This is a genomic window from Devosia epidermidihirudinis, from assembly GCF_000971295.1.
In the GTDB taxonomy this organism is placed as follows: Bacteria; Pseudomonadota; Alphaproteobacteria; order Rhizobiales; family Devosiaceae; genus Devosia; species Devosia epidermidihirudinis.
The window spans coordinates 741,090-757,286 of sequence record NZ_LANJ01000011.1 but is presented as its reverse complement, the minus strand read 5'-3'; the positions used below and the strand labels follow the sequence as shown (position 1 = coordinate 757,286).

20 protein-coding genes are annotated in these 16,197 nt (G+C 64.3%); all 20 read left to right on the top strand.

From position 1 onward, the window contains the following. The first annotated feature begins 306 nt into the window (after positions 1 to 306). The 20 genes from WH87_RS06805 to WH87_RS06715 all read left to right on the top strand — a co-directional run bounded on the left by WH87_RS06805 (position 307) and on the right by WH87_RS06715 (position 16,197). Complete coding sequence (locus WH87_RS06805; protein ID WP_046137902.1) at positions 307 to 735, top strand: hypothetical protein; 429 nt, start codon at positions 307 to 309, stop codon at positions 733 to 735. Then, entirely contained in the window at positions 653 to 1,969 is a 1,317-nt protein-coding gene (locus WH87_RS06800; protein WP_082092526.1) for a DNA-packaging protein, read from the top strand. The genes WH87_RS06805 and WH87_RS06800 overlap by 83 nt, the downstream gene beginning before the upstream one ends. Positions 1,970 to 2,017: 48 nt before the next feature. Beyond that, positions 2,018 to 2,365 (top strand): hypothetical protein, encoded by a 348-nt coding sequence (locus WH87_RS19560; RefSeq protein WP_046137900.1) that lies wholly within the window; start codon positions 2,018 to 2,020, stop codon positions 2,363 to 2,365. 255 nt (positions 2,366 to 2,620) lie between these two features. Next, positions 2,621 to 3,772: a phage portal protein gene (locus WH87_RS06790; protein ID WP_046137899.1), complete on the top strand. Its 1,152-nt coding sequence runs from the start codon at positions 2,621 to 2,623 to the stop codon at positions 3,770 to 3,772. Between the two features lie 284 nt (positions 3,773 to 4,056). Beyond that, positions 4,057 to 4,245 carry a hypothetical protein gene (locus WH87_RS06785; protein ID WP_046137898.1) on the top strand — a complete coding sequence of 63 codons (189 nt, stop codon included), beginning with the start codon at positions 4,057 to 4,059 and terminating at the stop codon, positions 4,243 to 4,245. 4 nt (positions 4,246 to 4,249) lie between these two features. Continuing rightward, entirely contained in the window at positions 4,250 to 4,378 is a 129-nt protein-coding gene (locus tag WH87_RS20180) for a hypothetical protein (protein ID WP_281175171.1), read from the top strand. After that, a complete protein-coding gene (locus WH87_RS06780; protein ID WP_046137897.1) occupies positions 4,378 to 4,854 on the top strand; it encodes an HK97 family phage prohead protease in 477 nt (158 codons plus the stop codon). Before WH87_RS20180 ends, WH87_RS06780 begins: the two co-directional genes overlap by 1 nt. Before the next feature lie 11 nt (positions 4,855 to 4,865). Beyond that, on the top strand, positions 4,866 to 6,086 hold the full coding sequence (locus tag WH87_RS06775; protein WP_046137896.1) for a phage major capsid protein: 1,221 nt from the start codon (positions 4,866 to 4,868) through the stop codon (positions 6,084 to 6,086). 267 nt (positions 6,087 to 6,353) lie between these two features. Further along, entirely contained in the window at positions 6,354 to 6,920 is a 567-nt protein-coding gene (locus WH87_RS06770; protein ID WP_046137941.1) for a head-tail connector protein, read from the top strand. After that, entirely contained in the window at positions 6,917 to 7,258 is a 342-nt protein-coding gene (locus WH87_RS06765) for a phage head closure protein (RefSeq protein ID WP_052726239.1), read from the top strand. Before WH87_RS06770 ends, WH87_RS06765 begins: the two co-directional genes overlap by 4 nt. A gap of 3 nt (positions 7,259 to 7,261) precedes the next feature. After that, positions 7,262 to 7,654, top strand: a complete 393-nt coding sequence (gene gp17 / locus WH87_RS18915; RefSeq protein WP_052726238.1) for a tail completion protein gp17 — start codon at positions 7,262 to 7,264, stop codon at positions 7,652 to 7,654. Between the two features lie 127 nt (positions 7,655 to 7,781). Continuing rightward, on the top strand, positions 7,782 to 8,195 hold the full coding sequence (locus tag WH87_RS06755) for a phage major tail protein, TP901-1 family (protein WP_046137895.1): 414 nt from the start codon (positions 7,782 to 7,784) through the stop codon (positions 8,193 to 8,195). 147 nt (positions 8,196 to 8,342) lie between these two features. Beyond that, positions 8,343 to 8,657, top strand: coding sequence for a gene transfer agent family protein (locus tag WH87_RS06750; RefSeq protein WP_046137938.1), 315 nt, complete (start codon positions 8,343 to 8,345; stop codon positions 8,655 to 8,657). Next, a complete protein-coding gene (locus tag WH87_RS06745) occupies positions 8,654 to 8,845 on the top strand; it encodes a rcc01693 family protein (RefSeq protein ID WP_046137894.1) in 192 nt (63 codons plus the stop codon). The genes WH87_RS06750 and WH87_RS06745 overlap by 4 nt, the downstream gene beginning before the upstream one ends. Beyond that, positions 8,835 to 9,386 (top strand): phage tail tape measure protein, encoded by a 552-nt coding sequence (locus WH87_RS06740; RefSeq protein ID WP_046137893.1) that lies wholly within the window; start codon positions 8,835 to 8,837, stop codon positions 9,384 to 9,386. Before WH87_RS06745 ends, WH87_RS06740 begins: the two co-directional genes overlap by 11 nt. A 230-nt stretch (positions 9,387 to 9,616) precedes the next feature. After that, entirely contained in the window at positions 9,617 to 10,237 is a 621-nt protein-coding gene (locus tag WH87_RS06735; protein WP_046173231.1) for a DUF2460 domain-containing protein, read from the top strand. After that, complete coding sequence (locus WH87_RS06730) at positions 10,234 to 11,124, top strand: DUF2163 domain-containing protein (RefSeq protein ID WP_046137961.1); 891 nt, start codon at positions 10,234 to 10,236, stop codon at positions 11,122 to 11,124. The genes WH87_RS06735 and WH87_RS06730 overlap by 4 nt, the downstream gene beginning before the upstream one ends. Further along, positions 11,121 to 11,579, top strand: coding sequence for an NlpC/P60 family protein (locus WH87_RS06725; protein WP_046137962.1), 459 nt, complete (start codon positions 11,121 to 11,123; stop codon positions 11,577 to 11,579). The genes WH87_RS06730 and WH87_RS06725 overlap by 4 nt, the downstream gene beginning before the upstream one ends. 135 nt (positions 11,580 to 11,714) lie before the next feature. Continuing rightward, positions 11,715 to 15,437: a baseplate multidomain protein megatron gene (locus WH87_RS06720; RefSeq protein WP_046137963.1), complete on the top strand. Its 3,723-nt coding sequence runs from the start codon at positions 11,715 to 11,717 to the stop codon at positions 15,435 to 15,437. After that, positions 15,430 to 16,197: a glycoside hydrolase family 108 protein gene (locus tag WH87_RS06715; protein WP_052726253.1), complete on the top strand. Its 768-nt coding sequence runs from the start codon at positions 15,430 to 15,432 to the stop codon at positions 16,195 to 16,197. Before WH87_RS06720 ends, WH87_RS06715 begins: the two co-directional genes overlap by 8 nt.

Sequence of the window (16,197 nt, the reverse complement as noted above, 5' to 3'; positions counted from 1 at the left end):
CCGAGGGTGTTTCCGTTTGGGCAGTGAAGAACCCTCGGGTCGAGCCCGAGGGTGACGCGCGGTGGGCGAGTTGGCTCCCTCTCCAATCGAGTCTGCGGAAGCATACCCCCACCCTGCTCGATCACGGACTTAGCAAGCTAAGCCCTATCTCGCCTCCCTCCCCGCAAGGGGGAGGGAAGTCGACTGCTGGCGTCGAGCGCCCCCACAAAACTTATCCATCTAATCCCCGCGTGACGGTGCCAGGCTATAGTTCAGGCATGGTCGAAGAAATGGGTCAAAAGCGGCCCTCAACAGAGGCGGCGTTGCATGGACAGTGGGGCGGACGCAGCGGTGGAGGCCGGGGCGGGACCGCGCTGGGATCTGATCCGCACGGAATATGAGGGGCGACAGTTTCTGCCCAAGGCAATCTGTCTGCGACACGGCATTACGCTTGCCCAACTGCGCTACCGGCGGGAAATCGAAGGGTGGCTGCGCGCCAATGCCCGTATCGTCCGCCATGACGATCTGGTGGCGCGGATGATGAAGGTACTCGACAAACAAGTCAGGCGACTGGAGACGGCGGTGAACGAACCAATCGACAAGCAAGCCAATGTGCTGAGCACGCAGGTCAAAACACTCGACAAGTTGATTGAGCTGGGCGCGAGCCAGCGCAATGTGGAGCCCGCCACCAAGAAGGATATGGGCGACCTGCGCAACAAGCTGGCCAAGCGACTTGAGCAATTCAGCAAGCGCTGACTGGCAGGCGGTAGTCGCCGCCAAATCCAATGACGAGGTGGAAGCTCAATATTACGACTGGAACAAGTGGGCGCTGGACAAGCAGCGCCCACCGGCAGGCGACTGGACCACATGGTTGCTGCTGGGCGGGCGCGGCTCGGGGAAAACCCGCGCCGGGGCCGAATGGGTGCGAACGCTGGCGGCGCGCGGGATCGGGCCGATTGCCCTGGTTGGTGAAACCATGACGGAAGCAATCGCCATCATGGTGCGGGGCGAGAGCGGAATATTGAACGTGCATCCCGAACTGGAGCGGCCTGCGCTGAAGGGGCAAAGGTTGATCTGGCCCAATGGCGTCGAGGCAACCATCCTGTCGGCGTCGGACCCCGAGCGATTTCGCGGGCCACAATTTGCCGCCGCATGGTGTGACGAAGTGGGCAAGTGGCATCGCGCGGAAGATGCCTGGGACATGCTGCAATTTGGCCTGCGGCTGGGGGACCATCCTCGGCAATTGGCCACCACCACGCCGCGTCCAACACGGCTGCTCAAACGGCTTCTGATCGATCCGCATACGGCTGTGACGACGATCAGGACGGCGGAGAACCGCGCGCAACTGGCGCCGAATTTTCTCGAAGCCGTGGTGGCGCGGTATCGCGGCTCGGTGCTGGGGCGGCAGGAGCTGGACGGTGAAATGATCGAGGACCTGCCCGATGCACTGTGGCAACGCAGCGCGTTTCGGCGGTTTGCGGGTGGGGCGGTGGAGCGCATCCTTGTGGCGGTTGATCCGCCGGTGACGGGTACGGCCAAGTCTGACGCCTGCGGGATTGTGGTGGCCGGACGGGTGGGCGAGGGCGCGGTGGTGCTGGAGGATCGAACGCTCAAGCCGGCGCAACCGCTGGCCTGGGCACGGCGCGCCGTGGCGGCGTTTTATGCCCACGGGGCCGATGCCATTGTGGTCGAGGTCAATCAGGGCGGCGACCTCGTGCGCTCGGTGATTGCACAGGTGGATGCGAGCGTGCCGGTGCGCGAAGTGCGGGCCAATCGCGGCAAGTGGCTGCGCGCTGAGCCCGTTGCGGCGCTCTATGGGCGCGGGCTGGTGGCTCATGCTGCAGGGCTTGAGGCGCTGGAGGATGAAATGTGTGCCTTCGGCGCCGATGGCAAAAGCGAGGGACATTCGCCCGACCGGGTGGATGCGCTGGTGTGGGCGCTGACGGAGCTGTTGTTGAACGACAGCAGGCCTCGGGTGCGGGGGCTTTAGGGCAGGCACCTTTCAGCCTTTTTAAGCACAGACTTTGAGGAGATTTCTATGCAGATGGAAACTTCGGACGGAGGCGTCCTAAATCTCTCGGACTATCCCGTGCATTCCTTTGTCGCCTCTTTTGTAGCCCTGACGCGGCGCTTCGGATTTTTCATCGGTGATGTTGGCTCCGAATGCTTCGTCGAGCCGGAACAGCTTCCATCCAGCTGGCTCATTGCTTACGCTTCCGCCGCGAACTTGCCATGCGCGCATGACCTCGTTGCCCGCGGTCGACACCCCGACAGCATGGACTTCAACTATGCGCGTAAAACCATCATAGACCAGCTCAAGGCGCTTACCCTGAATCAGGGCATCACAAGCTACCGAGTTCCACACCACTATATCTCCGTAAAATAAGAACAAATCTGATATGTTTTTGATCGCGGTCAGGCAGTATCTGATGATGATTCACTATTTTTTGTCAAATTAATACAATGAAATAGTAGAGCATATTTGGAAATTGAATTTTCGCATTAGCTTTCCAGGCTCCGAAATAAGATCGCCCTGATCGATCACGAGCTTATTGGGGCTAAATCTTATCTCGCTTCCCTCTCCCACAAGGGGGAGGGTGACGACTGATGGTCGGCGGACCGCAAAACAGGAACCAAAACCATGCCGAACTGGATCAGCCGCTTGTTGGGCGGGGGTGTGAACGCGCCTGCTGAAACCAAGACGTTCTCGGGCCATACGGTGATGAGCCTCAGCCAGCTTGGCGCGCCGAACTGGAGCAACCGGGGATTTGCGAGCCTGGTCAATCAGGGGTTTGCGCGCAATCCGGTGGTCTATCGCTGTGTGCGGTTGATTGCCGAGACGGCAAATCGAGTGCCGCTGGTGGTAGTCGAAAACGGCCGCAAGGTGGATGAGCATCCGTTGGCGAGCCTGCTCGGGCGGCCCAATGGGCGGCAGTCGGGCGGGGAAATGCTGGAGGCGGTTTATGCCTATCTGCAAACGGCGGGGAATGCCTATTTGCAGGCGGGGTTGGTAGAGGGTGAGGTCAAGGCGCTGTTTTGCCTGCGGCCCGACCGCATGAAGGTGGTGGCGGGCGCCGATGGCTGGCCAGTGGCTTATGACTATACGGCGGCGGGGCGCACGATGCGGCTGCCCCAGGATGGGGCACTGCCAAGCGTGCTGCACATGGCGCTGTTTCATCCCATGGATGACCATTACGGCATGGCGCCATTGGAAGCGGCGCAGACCAGCCTCGATATTCACAACGCGGCGGGCGAATGGAACAAGGCGCTGCTCGACAATGCGGCGCGGCCGAGTGGCGCGCTGGTCTATTCGGCGGCGGGCGGAAGCCTGACCGAGGATCAGTTCGAGCGGCTCAAGACCGAGCTGGAGCAGAACTTTGCCGGGGCCGGCAATGCCGGTCGGCCGATGCTGCTGGAAGGCGGGCTCGACTGGAAAACCATAGCCCTAACACCGCGCGACATGGATTTCATCGAGGCCAAGCATGCCGCCGCGCGCGATATCGCGCTGGCCTTTGGCGTGCCGCCCATGCTGCTCGGCATTCCGGGCGACAATACCTATGCGAACCTGGCGGAAGCCAATCGCGCATTGTGGCGGCAGACGCTGATCCCGCTCGTGGTGCGGGTGGCCGATGAGCTGAGCAATTGGCTGTCGCCAGCCTTTGGCGGTGCGGTGATCGAGCCGGACTTTGACGGGGTCGAGGCACTGGCGGAAGATCGGGCGGCGCTGTGGAGCCGGGTGTGTGGGGCGGAGTTTTTGAGCGACGCCGAAAAGCGTGCGATGTTGGGGATTTAGGGGAATTGCCCCTCCCCACCGGCGCTTCCCGCGGACTTGATCCGCGGGTCTTTGTCCGCACCTGCCGAGCGGTGAGTGACCCCCGGATCAAGTCCGGGGGAAGCGATTGTGGGTGGGAAAAATCGCGGATCCTTCGCGCGTTTGTCTGGGGGACAAAGGGGCATCACCAAGCCCACCGCGCGTCATCCTCGGGCTTGACCCGAGGAGTCTTACAGACAGCCAAGCAAGTGCAGAGCCCTAGGGTCAGGCCCGAGGGTGACGATTGCGTTTGAGGAGAAACCATCATGGACGAGCTGACCAAAACCGTCATCGAGCGGGGCGATCTTGCGCATCTGGCGCTGTTTCTGTGGGCGACCGGCGCCAGCACTTTGCTGGTGTGGAGCCTGCGGGAGCTGGCCAAGGCGAACCAGCACTTCAATGACTTCGTGCGCGAGATCGCCACGTTGAATCAATTGTTCAAGAAGGGGGACTAAGGCCATGGCGGACAAGACAAGCCGCGACAATGCGCAGCAGACTTTTCGGCAGTTCGCCTGGAATCTGGCGGGCACGCTGGCCAGCCCCAAAGCGGGCAGCAAGACCCAGGCAAAGCCGGTGGGTAAGCGCTGATGGCCACGATCCCCATCGACGCGGAGGGGCGATTTTCGGGCTATGCGAGCGTCTTTGACCGGGTCGATGGCGGTGGCGATATCGTCATGCCCGGAGCCTTTGCCAAGAGTCTGGCCAAACGCCGCGACCGCATTCGCCTGCTGTTTCAGCATGACCCCAAGGAGCCGGTGGGCACCTGGGAGGCGATTGACGAGGACGCCCATGGTCTGTTCGTGGCGGGGCGGCTGGTGCCCGGTGTGCCGAGGGCCGATGCGCTCAAGCGCCTGATCGAGAACGGGGCACTCGATGGGCTGTCCATCGGCTTTCGCACCGTCAAGGCGACGCGCGAAGGCGGCAATCGCAAGCTCTGGCAGATCGACCTGTTCGAAATTTCGATCGTGACTTTTCCCATGATGGAGGACGCGCGGATTGCGCCCTCATCGATCTCGACCGGCGCGGCTATCGCGGCGGCAACGCAAACCATCCGCAACCGATAAGGACATTTCGTATGGACATGACCAGTGACGGCCTTGAAACCAAGGCCGGCGCAGGGAGCGATATTGCCGCGCTCTTTGCCGAATTCTCCCATGCCTTTGAAGAGTTCAAGGCTACCAATGACCAGCGTCTGGGCGAACTGGAAAAACGCGGCTCGGCCGATGGGCTGCTCGAGGGCAAGCTGGATCGGTTGAACGCTGTGCTTGATGGGCAAAAGGCGGCCATGGACCGCGCCATTGTCGACCGCGCCCGCCTGCCGCTCGATGGCAAGGCTGGCAAGGTCGAGGGCGAATACAAGGAAGCCTTCGCCTCCTATGTGAAGCGCGGCGAGGAAAAGGCGCTGTCGGTCGGCGTCAATGCTGACGGTGGCTATGTGGTGCCCGGCGAAACCGAGGCCGAAATCACCCGCCTGATGACGGCGGTGTCGCCGATCCGGGCCATTGCCGGTGTGCGCCAGGTGTCGGGCTCGGTCTACAAGCGGCCGATTTCGGTGACCGGTCCGGCGGTGGGCTGGGTGGGTGAGACGGCGGCGCGTCCGACCACGACCAGCCAGACGCTGGCGGAGCTGAGTTATCCGACCATGGAACTCTACGCGATGCCGGCGGCGACCTCGGCGTTTCTGGACGATGCGGCAGTGGATGTCGGCCAGTGGATTGCCGACGAGGTCAATGCGGCCTTTGCAGCGCAGGAAACCACGGCCTTTGTCAGCGGCGACGGCACCAACAAGCCCAAGGGCTTTCTCACCGCAACGGCGGTGGCCGAAAGCAGCTGGAGCTGGGGCAATCTGGGCTATATCGCCACCGGCGCCGCCGGTGCGCTGCCGGCCAACAATGCCAGCGACGTGCTGATCGACCTCGTCTATGCGCTCAAGGCCGGCTATCGCCAGAATGCCAGCTGGGTGATGAACCGCAAGGTGCAGGGCGCGCTGCGCAAGCTCAAGGATGCCGACGGCAACTACCTGTGGCAGCCCGCTGCCGCCGCCGAGGGCAAGGCGCGCTTCATGGGCTTCGATCTGGTCGAGGCCGAGGACATGCCGAACATTTCGGCCAATGCGACGCCGATTGCCTTTGGTGACTTCAAGCGCGGTTATCTGATTGTGGATCGCCAGGGCGTGAGCGTGTTGCGCGATCCATTCAGCTCCAAGCCGTATGTGCTGTTTTACACGACCAAGCGGGTTGGTGGCGGGATTGCGGATTATGACGCGATCAAGCTGCTGAAGTTCGCTGCGAGCTAAGTCCGCGGTCCTGGCGTCTAGAGGTGGACGCGGTGAAGTTCCCTCTCCCCTGAGGGGAGAGGGCTAGGGTGAGGGGTTCAACCTCTCGGCTTGGGCCGCGGCGCTGAACCCCTCACCCGGCGCGATGCGCCGACCTCTCCCCTCAGGGGCGAGGTGGTGAGCAACCCTGGCATTTCCGGCGGGCACTGAAATCGCCGTCGTCCCCTTCCTCTTGTGAAGGCACGGATGGCCGATGGACAGCTTTCCCAAAAAACCAAAGGCAAAACAATGACTTCATACCTTCTCGCGGGGCCCGCGGAGGAGCCGGTTTCGCTTGCCGAGGCCAAGGCGTTTCTCAAGGTGGACGACACGGCTGAAGACGGGCTGATTGCGACGCTGATCGGGGCGGCGCGGCTGCATATCGAGGGCGTGACGGGCCGGGCGCTGCTGGCGGAGAGCTGGCGCGTGGTGCTCGATGGCTGGCCGGACAATCGGGTGATCAAGCTGCCGGTGACGCCGTTCATCAGCGTGACGCAGATCAGCGCGTTCGACGAGGCCGGTGCGGTCCATGAGGTGCCGCTGGCGCAGTTTATGAGCGAGCCCGATCGGCTGGTGCTGCCCGCCAGTATTGCGGGCACGCCCCTGCTCAGGGCGCAGATGGGCATTGAGATTGATTATGTGGCTGGGTTCGGGACGGAGCCGAGTGATGTGCCGGCCGATATCCGCCAGGCGCTGCTGGTGCTGGTGGCCTATTGGCATGAGCATCGCGACGCGGTGATCGTGGCCGGGTCGGGCGCGGTGGTGCCGAGCGGGTTTGATCGCCTGGTGTCGCGCCATCGTCAGGTGCGGCTATGAGCGAGCGGGTGCCGCCGATTGGCACGCTGACCGACCGGGTGCAGCTGCGGCGGCGCGAAATGACGGGCGAGGATGGCGGCGGGCATGTGGCGCTGTTCGTGCCGATTGCGTCGGTTTGGGCGCGGGTGCGTAGCCTGAGTGGTCGGCAGGGCATGAGTGCGGATGGCCGTGCGGTGGAGATTTCCCATTCCGTGGTGCTGCGCTTTCGCAGCGATGTGAGCCCGGGTGACCGGATCGTTTATCGCGGGCGCACTCTTGATGTGGTCAGCGCGGGCGATCTCAACGGGCAGCGGACATTTCTGAGCTGCACCTGCAACGAAACCAGTTTCACGGGGTAGGCTATGCATCCGATCAGCCTATTGCAAAACCAGCTGGTGGCGGCGCTCAAGGCCGATGCGGCGCTGGCAGCGATCATCGGCAATGGCGTGTTCGACGCGCCGCCCAAGGGTCGCGCCGCGCCCTATGTGGTGATCGCGCGGCACGATGTGATCCAGCGCGATGGCGATCTGACGCCGGGGCAGGAGCATCGGGTGTTGCTGCATTGCTGGAGCGATCAACCGAGCCGCACGCGGGCGCTGGACATGGTGGAGCGTGTGGTGGCGGTGGCCGTTGGGTTGGTGGGGGCGGGGCTGGTGGTGACGCATGCCGAGCATGTGCGGACCGAAACCGATATCGACAGCAAGACCGGGAATGCGCGTGCAGCGGTGACGTTGCGGTTTTTGAGTGAGAGCTGAGGGGCGGATGCTGCGGCATTGCGCAGACTGAAGCGCTGCACCCCTCACCCGCCGCTTCGCGGCGACCTCTCCCCTGAGGGGCGAGGTGAGCTGGTCCTGCGTTCATACATAAATTGGAGATCATCACATGGCCGCTCAAAGCGGGAAGAATATGTTGCTCAAGCTCGATCAGAGCGGGGCGGGGAGTTTTTTGACGGTGGCGGGGCTGCGCACGCGGGCGCTGGCGTTCAATGCCTCGACGGTCGACACGACCGATCAGGAAAGCGCTGGCCGCTGGCGGGAATTGCTGGCGGGCGGCGGGGTCAAACGCGCTTCGGTGTCGGGGGCGGGCGTATTCAAGGATGCCAGCTCAGACGCGGAAATTCGGGCGCTGTTTTTTGCCGGGACCATTCGCAACTGGCAGTTGATCCTGCCTGATTTCGGCACGGTGGCGGGGCCGTTTCAGATCGTGGCACTGGAGTTTTCGGCGGACCATGCTGGGGAAGTGACGTTTGACCTGGCGCTGGAAAGCGCGGGCGAGCTGACGTTTGCGGTGATTTAGCAGGGTTCCCCTCAGTCGTCATTGCCCGGCTTGTCCGGGCAATCCACTCCTCCGGTTTGCGTGGGCAGATGGATCACCCGGACAAGCCGGGTGATGACGGTGGGGAGGGAGCGGGGCAGGCCAAAAACTAACAGGGAGGCGAAACACATGGCGATTTCGCAGCGTGGGGAGATTGAGGCCGTGATTGGCGGGGAGGCGCGAACCCTGTGCCTGACGCTGGGGGCCTTGGCGGAGCTGGAGGCGCGGTTGCAGGCGGGCGATCTTGTTGGGCTGGCCGAGCGCTTCTCGTCGGGCCGGGTGTCGGCGCGGGATTTGACGGCCATTCTGGGTGCAGGGCTGCGCGGCGGCGGCAATGCGGTGACGGATGATGATCTGGCGCGGTTGAGCATTGAGGGTGGGCTCAGGGGCGCGGCGGAAATTGCGGCGCGGCTGCTCAAGGCGACGTTTGGGGAAGCGGCATGACGCCGTTTCCGTGGGAGGCGGCGATGCGGTTTGGGCTGGGCGTGTTGCGGCTGGCGCCGCGTGACTTTTGGGCGATGACGCCGCGCGAACTGGCAGCGGCCTGGGGCGCCATAGTGGGCGATCGGGGCGGGCCGTTGGGGCGGCGTGATCTCGACGGATTGATGGAGCGGTTTCCCGATGGCCAATGAGTTTTTCCCGGACAGCTTTCGCAGCGAGCTGAGCGATGTTTCGGTGGAGCTGGAGCGCATCGGCGACCTAGCGGATGGCACGGCGCGCTCGATCAGCACGGCGTTTCGCGGGGCGCTGATCGACGGCAAGTCGTTCAAATCTGTGCTGGGCGATATCGCGCGCAGCTTTGCCGATATTGCGCTGAAGGCGGCGATCAAGCCGCTGGGCTCGCTGGTGGGTGGGCTGGTGGAAAACCTGTTTACGGCGACCAATCCGGCGCTGGGCGGGGTGACGCCGTTTGCCAAGGGCGGGGTAATCGCCGCGCCGAGCTATTTTCCGATGAGCGGCGGGCTGGGGCTGATGGGCGAGGCAGGGGCCGAAGCCATCATGCCCCTGCAACGCGGGCCCGATGGTCGGCTGGGCGTGGCGGGCGGTGGCGGTGGAGCCGTGCATGTGACGTTTAACGTGACGGCGACCGATGCGCGCAGTTTTGCGGCGAGCGAGACGGAACTGAGCGCGATGCTGTTGCGCGCGGTGAAGCGCGGGTCGCGAGGGAGTTAGGGGGATCCTGACCTCGCACCCCCACCCTTGATCCCTCCCCGCAAGGGGGAGGGTGTCGACTGGGGATTCGGTTCTAGAGATTGCCCAATCCTAACCTCGATCGTCACCCTCGGGCTTGGCCCGAGGGGTCTTCAACATCGCAAACGCCCTCGGGTCGAGCCCGAGGGTGACGGGCTGTGGGTGGGGCGGACGGGGTGCCCGGGCCGTCCTTTCCAAAACAGGAGCCACTCATGGCGTTTCATGCTGTTCGCTTTCCGCTTGATGTTGCGCTGGGGGCGCGGGGTGGGCCGGAGCGGAAGACGGATGTGGTGACGCTGGCGGGTGGGGGCGAGCAGCGCAATGGGCGCTGGCAGCATTCGCGGCGACGCTACAATGCGGGATACGGCGTCAAATCGCGGGCGGACATGCAGGCGGTGCTGGCTTTTTTCGAGGAGCGGCGTGGGCGGCTGCATGGGTTTTTGTGGCGTGACGGAATTGATCATTCGAGCAATGGCGCGATGCCGACACCGCTGGATCAGGCAATTGGCACCGGCAATGGCACGCGCACCAGCTTTGCGCTGACCAAGCGCTATGGCGCGGCGTTTGATCCCTATTTCAGGCCGATTACGCGGCCGGTGGCAGGGTCGGTGCGGGTTGCGGTGGCTGGGGTGGAGCTGACGAGCGGCTGGAGTGTGGACACGGCGACCGGCGTGGTCGGGTTCAGCGTGGCGCCGGCCAATGGAGCGGTGGTGACAGCGGGGTTCCTGTTCGATGTGCCGGTGCGGTTTGACACCGACCGGCTTGATATCGAGCTAGCCAGCTTTGATGGAGCGGAAGTGCCGTCCATCCCGCTGGTGGAGATTTTGCCATGAGAGCGCTGGATGTGGGCTTGGCTGCGCATATCGCGCAGGGCGAAACCACGCTTTGCCATTGCTGGAAGATCACGCGGGGTGACGGCGTGGTGTTGGGTTTTACCGACCATGACCGGGCGCTGAGTTTTGGCGGGACGGGCTTTGTCCCGGCCTATGGGCTGGATGGCGGCGAGGTGCCGGCCAAGCTCGGCGCGCAGGTGAAGACCAGCGAAGTGCTGGGCGTGCTGCATGCCGAGGCGATCACCGAGGATGATATTCTGCTCGGGCGCTATGATGGCGCGGTGGTGGAAACCTGGCGGGTGAACTGGGGCGATGTCTCCCAGCGCTTGTTGCTGCGCAGCGATGCCATTGGCGAGATCGTACGCGAGGACGGGGTGTTTCGCGCTGAACTGCGGTCGGCGCAGGTCGGGCTGAACGCGACGCATGGGCGGATCTATCAGGGGCTGTGCGATGCCAGCCTGGGGGATGCGCGATGCAAGGTGAACCTGGCTAATCCGGCCTATCAGGGCTTTGCGACGGTGATCGCGACTGATGATCCGTTCCGGTTGGTGGTCGATGGGCTGAGCGGGTTCGCGCCCGAATGGTTCGCCTTTGGACAGGCGCTGTGGACCGATGGGCGACGGGACGGTCTGCGCGATGGGGTGATGTCGCATTCCCGCATTGGCAGCGCCGATGTGCTGGGGTTTTCGGCGCGGGTCGGTGACTGGGTGGTGCCGGGCGACACACTGACGGTGACGGCGGGGTGTGATCGGCGCTTTGCGACCTGCAAGGCCAAGTTCGCCAATGCGGTCAACTTCCGCGGCTTCCCGCATATTCCGGGCAGCGACTATGTGCTGCGCCATCCGCGCAATGGCGATGCCATGGATGGCCGGGCGGTGGTGAAATGAGCGCGACAGTGGTCGAGGCCGCGCGGGCGTTTCTCGGCACGCCGTATCGGCATCAGGCTTCGACGATTGGGGCGGGATGCGATTGTCTGGGGCTACTGCGCGGGGTGTGGCGCCAGCTTTATGGCGACGAGCCGATGGCCGTGCCGGCCTATCGCGCCGATATGCGCGATCCGCTCAATGCGGCTGCGCTACGGTTGGCGGCGGAGCGATTTTTACTGGCTGAGACGGGGCCGTTAGAGGCGGGGCAGGTGTTGCTGTTCCGGCTCAATGGCGCGGCGGAGCCCAAGCATTGCGGCATTCTGGTTTCGGCCGATCGGTTCATTCACGCGCAGGAACGGCTGGGCGTGATCGAGGCGAACCTGACCGAAGGTTGGAGTGCCCGGATCAGCGGACGGTTCAGGTTTCCTGATTTACCTCTCCCTTCGGGGGAGAGGTCGGAGCGCAGCGACGGGTGAGGGGGCCTTCCTCACACACCGCACCAGTAAAGGCCCCCTCACCCGACCCAAGAGGGTCGACCCTCGGGTCGTTGCCCGAGGGCAGGCACTCTCCCCCGAAGGGAGAGGTGAAGAGCGCAAACCAAAGGACATATCATGGCCACTCTAGCGCTTTCGTTGGCTGGGCAGTTTGCTGGTGGGCTGATCGGTGGGCCTATTGGCGCGACTGTGGGGCGGGCGCTGGGGGCGCTGGCCGGTAGCGCCATTGATGGCATGTTGTTTGGCGAAAAGCCGGAGACGCGCGGCAGCGATATCAGGCTGCAGGGATCGTCCGAAGGAGGGGCGGTGGCGCGGCTTTATGGCTGGAGTCGCCTCTCGGGCAATATCATCTGGGCGCGCGAACTGGAGACTTTGGGCAGCGAGGGGCGCGGCGCCAAGGGCATGAGCCAGCCGACCGAGGACGAGGTGGGCGCGAGCTTTGCCGTGGCGTTCTGCGAGGGCGAAGGGCATCGGCTGGGGCGCATCTGGGCCGATGGGCAGTTGCTGGATACCAATGGGCTGACGCTGCGCTTTTATCGCGGCACGGAAACCCAGCTGCCGGATGGGCTGATCGAGGCGACGCAGGGCGTGGCACCGGCCTATCGCGGGCTCTGCTATCTCGTGGTCGAGCAGTTGCCGCTGAGCAAATTTGGCAACCGCATCCCGCAATTGTCGGTGGAACTGTGTCGCGTGGTGGGGGACCTGGAGCGCGATATCCGCGCGGTGACGGTGATCCCCGGTGCGACCGAGTTTGGCTATGACCCGGTGCCGCGCGTGCGCATTGCCGGGCCAGGGCGCACTGAGGCCGAGAATGCCCATGTGTCCAGGTCGATCAGCGACTGGACCTTTTCGATCGATGAGCTGGTGGCGTTGTGTCCGAACCTGCAGCGGGTGGCGCTGGTGGTGGCCTGGTTTGGCAATGATTTGCGTTGCGGCAATTGCACCATCGGTCCGCGCGTCGAGGCGGCGAGCCGTTCGATCAAGGGCACGAGCTGGAGCGTCAAGGGTCTGGGGCGAGGCTCTGTACCGGTGGTGTCGAGCCATGGCGGTGGGGCGGCGTATGGCGGCACGCCGTCGGATGCGTCGGTGCGTGCGGCGATTGCCGATCTCAAGCGGCGCGGCATCGCGGTGACGCTCTATCCGATGGTGATGATGGACGTGCCGGAGGGCAATAGTCTGCCGGACCCCTATGGTGGGACGGGGCAAGCGGCCTATCCTTGGCGCGGGCGCATTACCTGTCATCCGGCGCCAGGACGGGCCGGATCGCCCGACAAGAGCGCGGCGGCGGCGACGCAGGTGGCGAGCTTTGCTGCGGGCTATCGGCAGATGGTGTTGCATTATGCCGGGATCGCTGTGGCGGCGGGTGGCATAGATGCGCTGGTCATCGGCTCGGAAATGGTGGGGCTGACCAGTGTGCGCGGGGCGGGGAACAGCTTTCCGTTTGTCGATGCGCTGGTGACGCTGGCGGCAGATGTGCGGGCGGTGGTGGGGTCTGCGACCAAGCTGACCTATGCGGCCGATTGGAGCGAGTATTCGGGCTATCAGCGTGACGGGGAGAAGTTCTTTCACCTCGATCCGCTCTGGGCCTCGGCCAATATCAACGCGGTGGGCATCGACAATTACATGCCGTTGGCCGATTGGCGCGATGGCATTGGTCATGTCGATGCGGCGCTGTCGGCCAATGGTTATGAGATCGATTATCTGGCTGGGAATATCGCGGGCGGGGAGGGCTATGATTGGTTCTATGCCAGCGAAGCTGATCGAGCCGCGCAGGTACGCACGCCGATTGGTGACGGGACTTACGGCGAGCCATGGGTCTGGCGATTCAAGGACATTCGCAATTGGTGGAGCAAGCCGCATTACAACCGGCCGGGCGGGGTGCGCGCTGCGACGCCGACCGCCTGGGTGCCGTCGAGTAAACCGATCTGGTTTACCGAGCTTGGTTGCGCGGCTGTCGACAAGGGGGCGAACCAGCCCAGTATATTCGGTGATCCGAAAAGCGTTGAGAGTGGGCGTCCGCATTTTTCGAACGGCGTGCCCGATACGCTGATCCAGCGTCAGTTTTTGCGCGCGCATCAGGCGTTCTGGCGCAATCCGGCGAATAACCCGGCTGGCATGGTGGACGTGTCGCGCATCTATCACTGGACCTGGGACGCGCGGCCCTATCCGGCTTTTCCGGCGATGACCAATGTGTGGGCTGATGGCGGCAATCACCGCACGGGGCACTGGCTGACAGGGCGATTGGGCGGCATGGCGAGTGACGAACTCGCTGCGGCGCTGGCCGATGAGCATGGCGTGGCGCTGAAGGCCGAAGCGGCGGCGCCTTTTGTCGGCGGCTACGTGCTGGCGGGGGCGACGACGGGGCGCGAGGCGCTGGAGCCGCTGTTGGCGATCAGCGGTGGTGCCCTGCGCAGTGCGGCGGATGGGCTGAGGATCGGCAATGCGCGCGAGGCCGTGGCGCTGTCGCTCGATCCCGATCGCTTTGCCGATGGCGACGGCGCAACTTTGTCCCGCAGACGGCCTGATCCTGCGGAGACGCCGGGACGGCTGGCGGTGTCCTATGTGGATCGGGAGCGCGATTATCTGACAGCGACTGTGACGGCGACGAGCCGCGCCGACGGGCCTTTGGCGGGTGAAGCGCTGTCGCTGGTGCTGGATGGTGCGGGGGCGCGGCTGGCGGCTGAAAGGATGCTGGATGCGCGCAATGGGCGGCGCGAGACAGTGCAGTTTGATCTGCCGCCGTCGGCGCTGGCGGTGGAGCCGGGCGATCTCGTCGACATTGGCGGGGTCATCGAGGGGCCGTTTCTGGTCGAGGAAATCCGCGATGGGCGAACGCGGCGGGTCACCGCGCGCAGTATGCCGGCGGGAACCGCCATTGCCACGGGGATTGACCGCCCGTTGGCGAGCACCGATGCCGGTGTCGATGCCATTCCCGAAGTGGTGACGGCGCACTTGCCGGGGCTACCGGGTGAGGCGCAGTCGCGCATTGTCGTGGCCGGTTTTGCTGCGCCATGGCCGGGTGCGCTGCAGCTGGTGCACGACGCGACGGGGGCCAATGTTCTGTCGCTGACACGACGCGGCACGATTGGCGAGACGGTGACGCCACTGGGCGCTGGTCCGCTCGGCGTCTGGGATATGGGGCAGGGCCTCGAGGTTCTGCTGCATGGCGGGCACCTGGCATCGGCTGAGTCTGACGCGGTGTTGGCGGGAGCGAACCGGCTGGCGCTGCAAACCGATGCGGGGGGCTGGGAGGTGATTGGCTTTGCCGAGGCTGAGCTGATCTCGTCGGGGTGCTATCGGCTGCGCCACTTGCTGCGCGGACAGATGGGGACAGGGCCGGCGATGGGGCCTGTTTCGGCGGGCAGGGCGGTGATGCTGCTCGATAGTCGCGTCGGGACGGTGCCGGTTGAGGCGCATTGGTTGGGCGAGGAGCGTGCGTTTCGTCTCTATGCGGGGGGCGGCGACCTTGAGGGCATGCCGCAAACTGTGGCGACGACAACGCAGGTCGAGCGGCCTTTGCCGCCGGTGCATTTGCGGGCAGAACGGAAGACCGGTGGGGCAGTGTCGCTGGGCTGGGTGCGGTGCAGCCGCGCCGATGGCGATGGTTGGGAGGCGGGGGATGCGCCACTGGAATTCATGCCCGAAGCCTATCGGGTGACGATCCTCAAGGCGGGCATTCCTGTTCGAACCATCAATAGTGCGACGCCAGCAGTGAGCTATGGCGCTGCCGAACAGACTGCCGACTTCGGGGCGATGCCTGCATCCTTTGTGTTCACCGTGGCCCAAGTCAGCGCATCGCTGGGTCTGGGCCATGCCGCATCAGGAGCATTCCATGGCTAGATCGCGCTTTGATATCTGCCTCGACGAGGTGCTTCGCCACGAGGGCGGCTATGTTGACCACCCCAGTGATCCCGGCGGGGCGACCAATATGGGCATCACCCACAAAACCTTGGCGCGCTGGCGCCATGTGTCGCCCTGGTGGCAGCTGGACAAGGCCGAGGTCAAGGCGCTGGGCCGGGCCGAGGCGGCCAAGATCTATCGCGCCAGCTATTGGGAACGCTGCAAGGCAGGGAGCCTGCCGCCGGGCATTGATCTCATTGTGTTCGACTATGCGGTCAATTCCGGCCCGGATCGGGCGATCCGCACGCTGCAGGCCGAACTGGGCACGGTGGCAGATGGTCAGATCGGGCCGCTGACGCTGGATACGCTCAAGTCCCGGGTGGCTCGAAGCGGCAGCGCGGGGCTGATCAATGCCTATTGCGACCGACGGCTGGGGTTCCTGAAGGGGCTTTCGACCTTTGCTGTCTTCGGCAAGGGCTGGAGCAGCCGCGTCGCGGCGATCCGCGCCAGTGCGCTGGCGGCCACAGGGGCGGCGGCTCCCACATCACACGATAGTTTCAACTGGAGGACGACCATGGCTTATCTTAGTGGCTACAAGACCTATATCGTCTCGGCGATCATGCTGCTGGCTGGTGTCGCGCAATTGCTGGGCGTTGATCTGCCTGCGCTGGATGGGGCGTCGGCTGGTCACCTGATTATGGAAGCACTTGCGGTGATCTTCCTGCGCAAAGGCTTCAAGGGCGACATCAGCAAGGCTTGA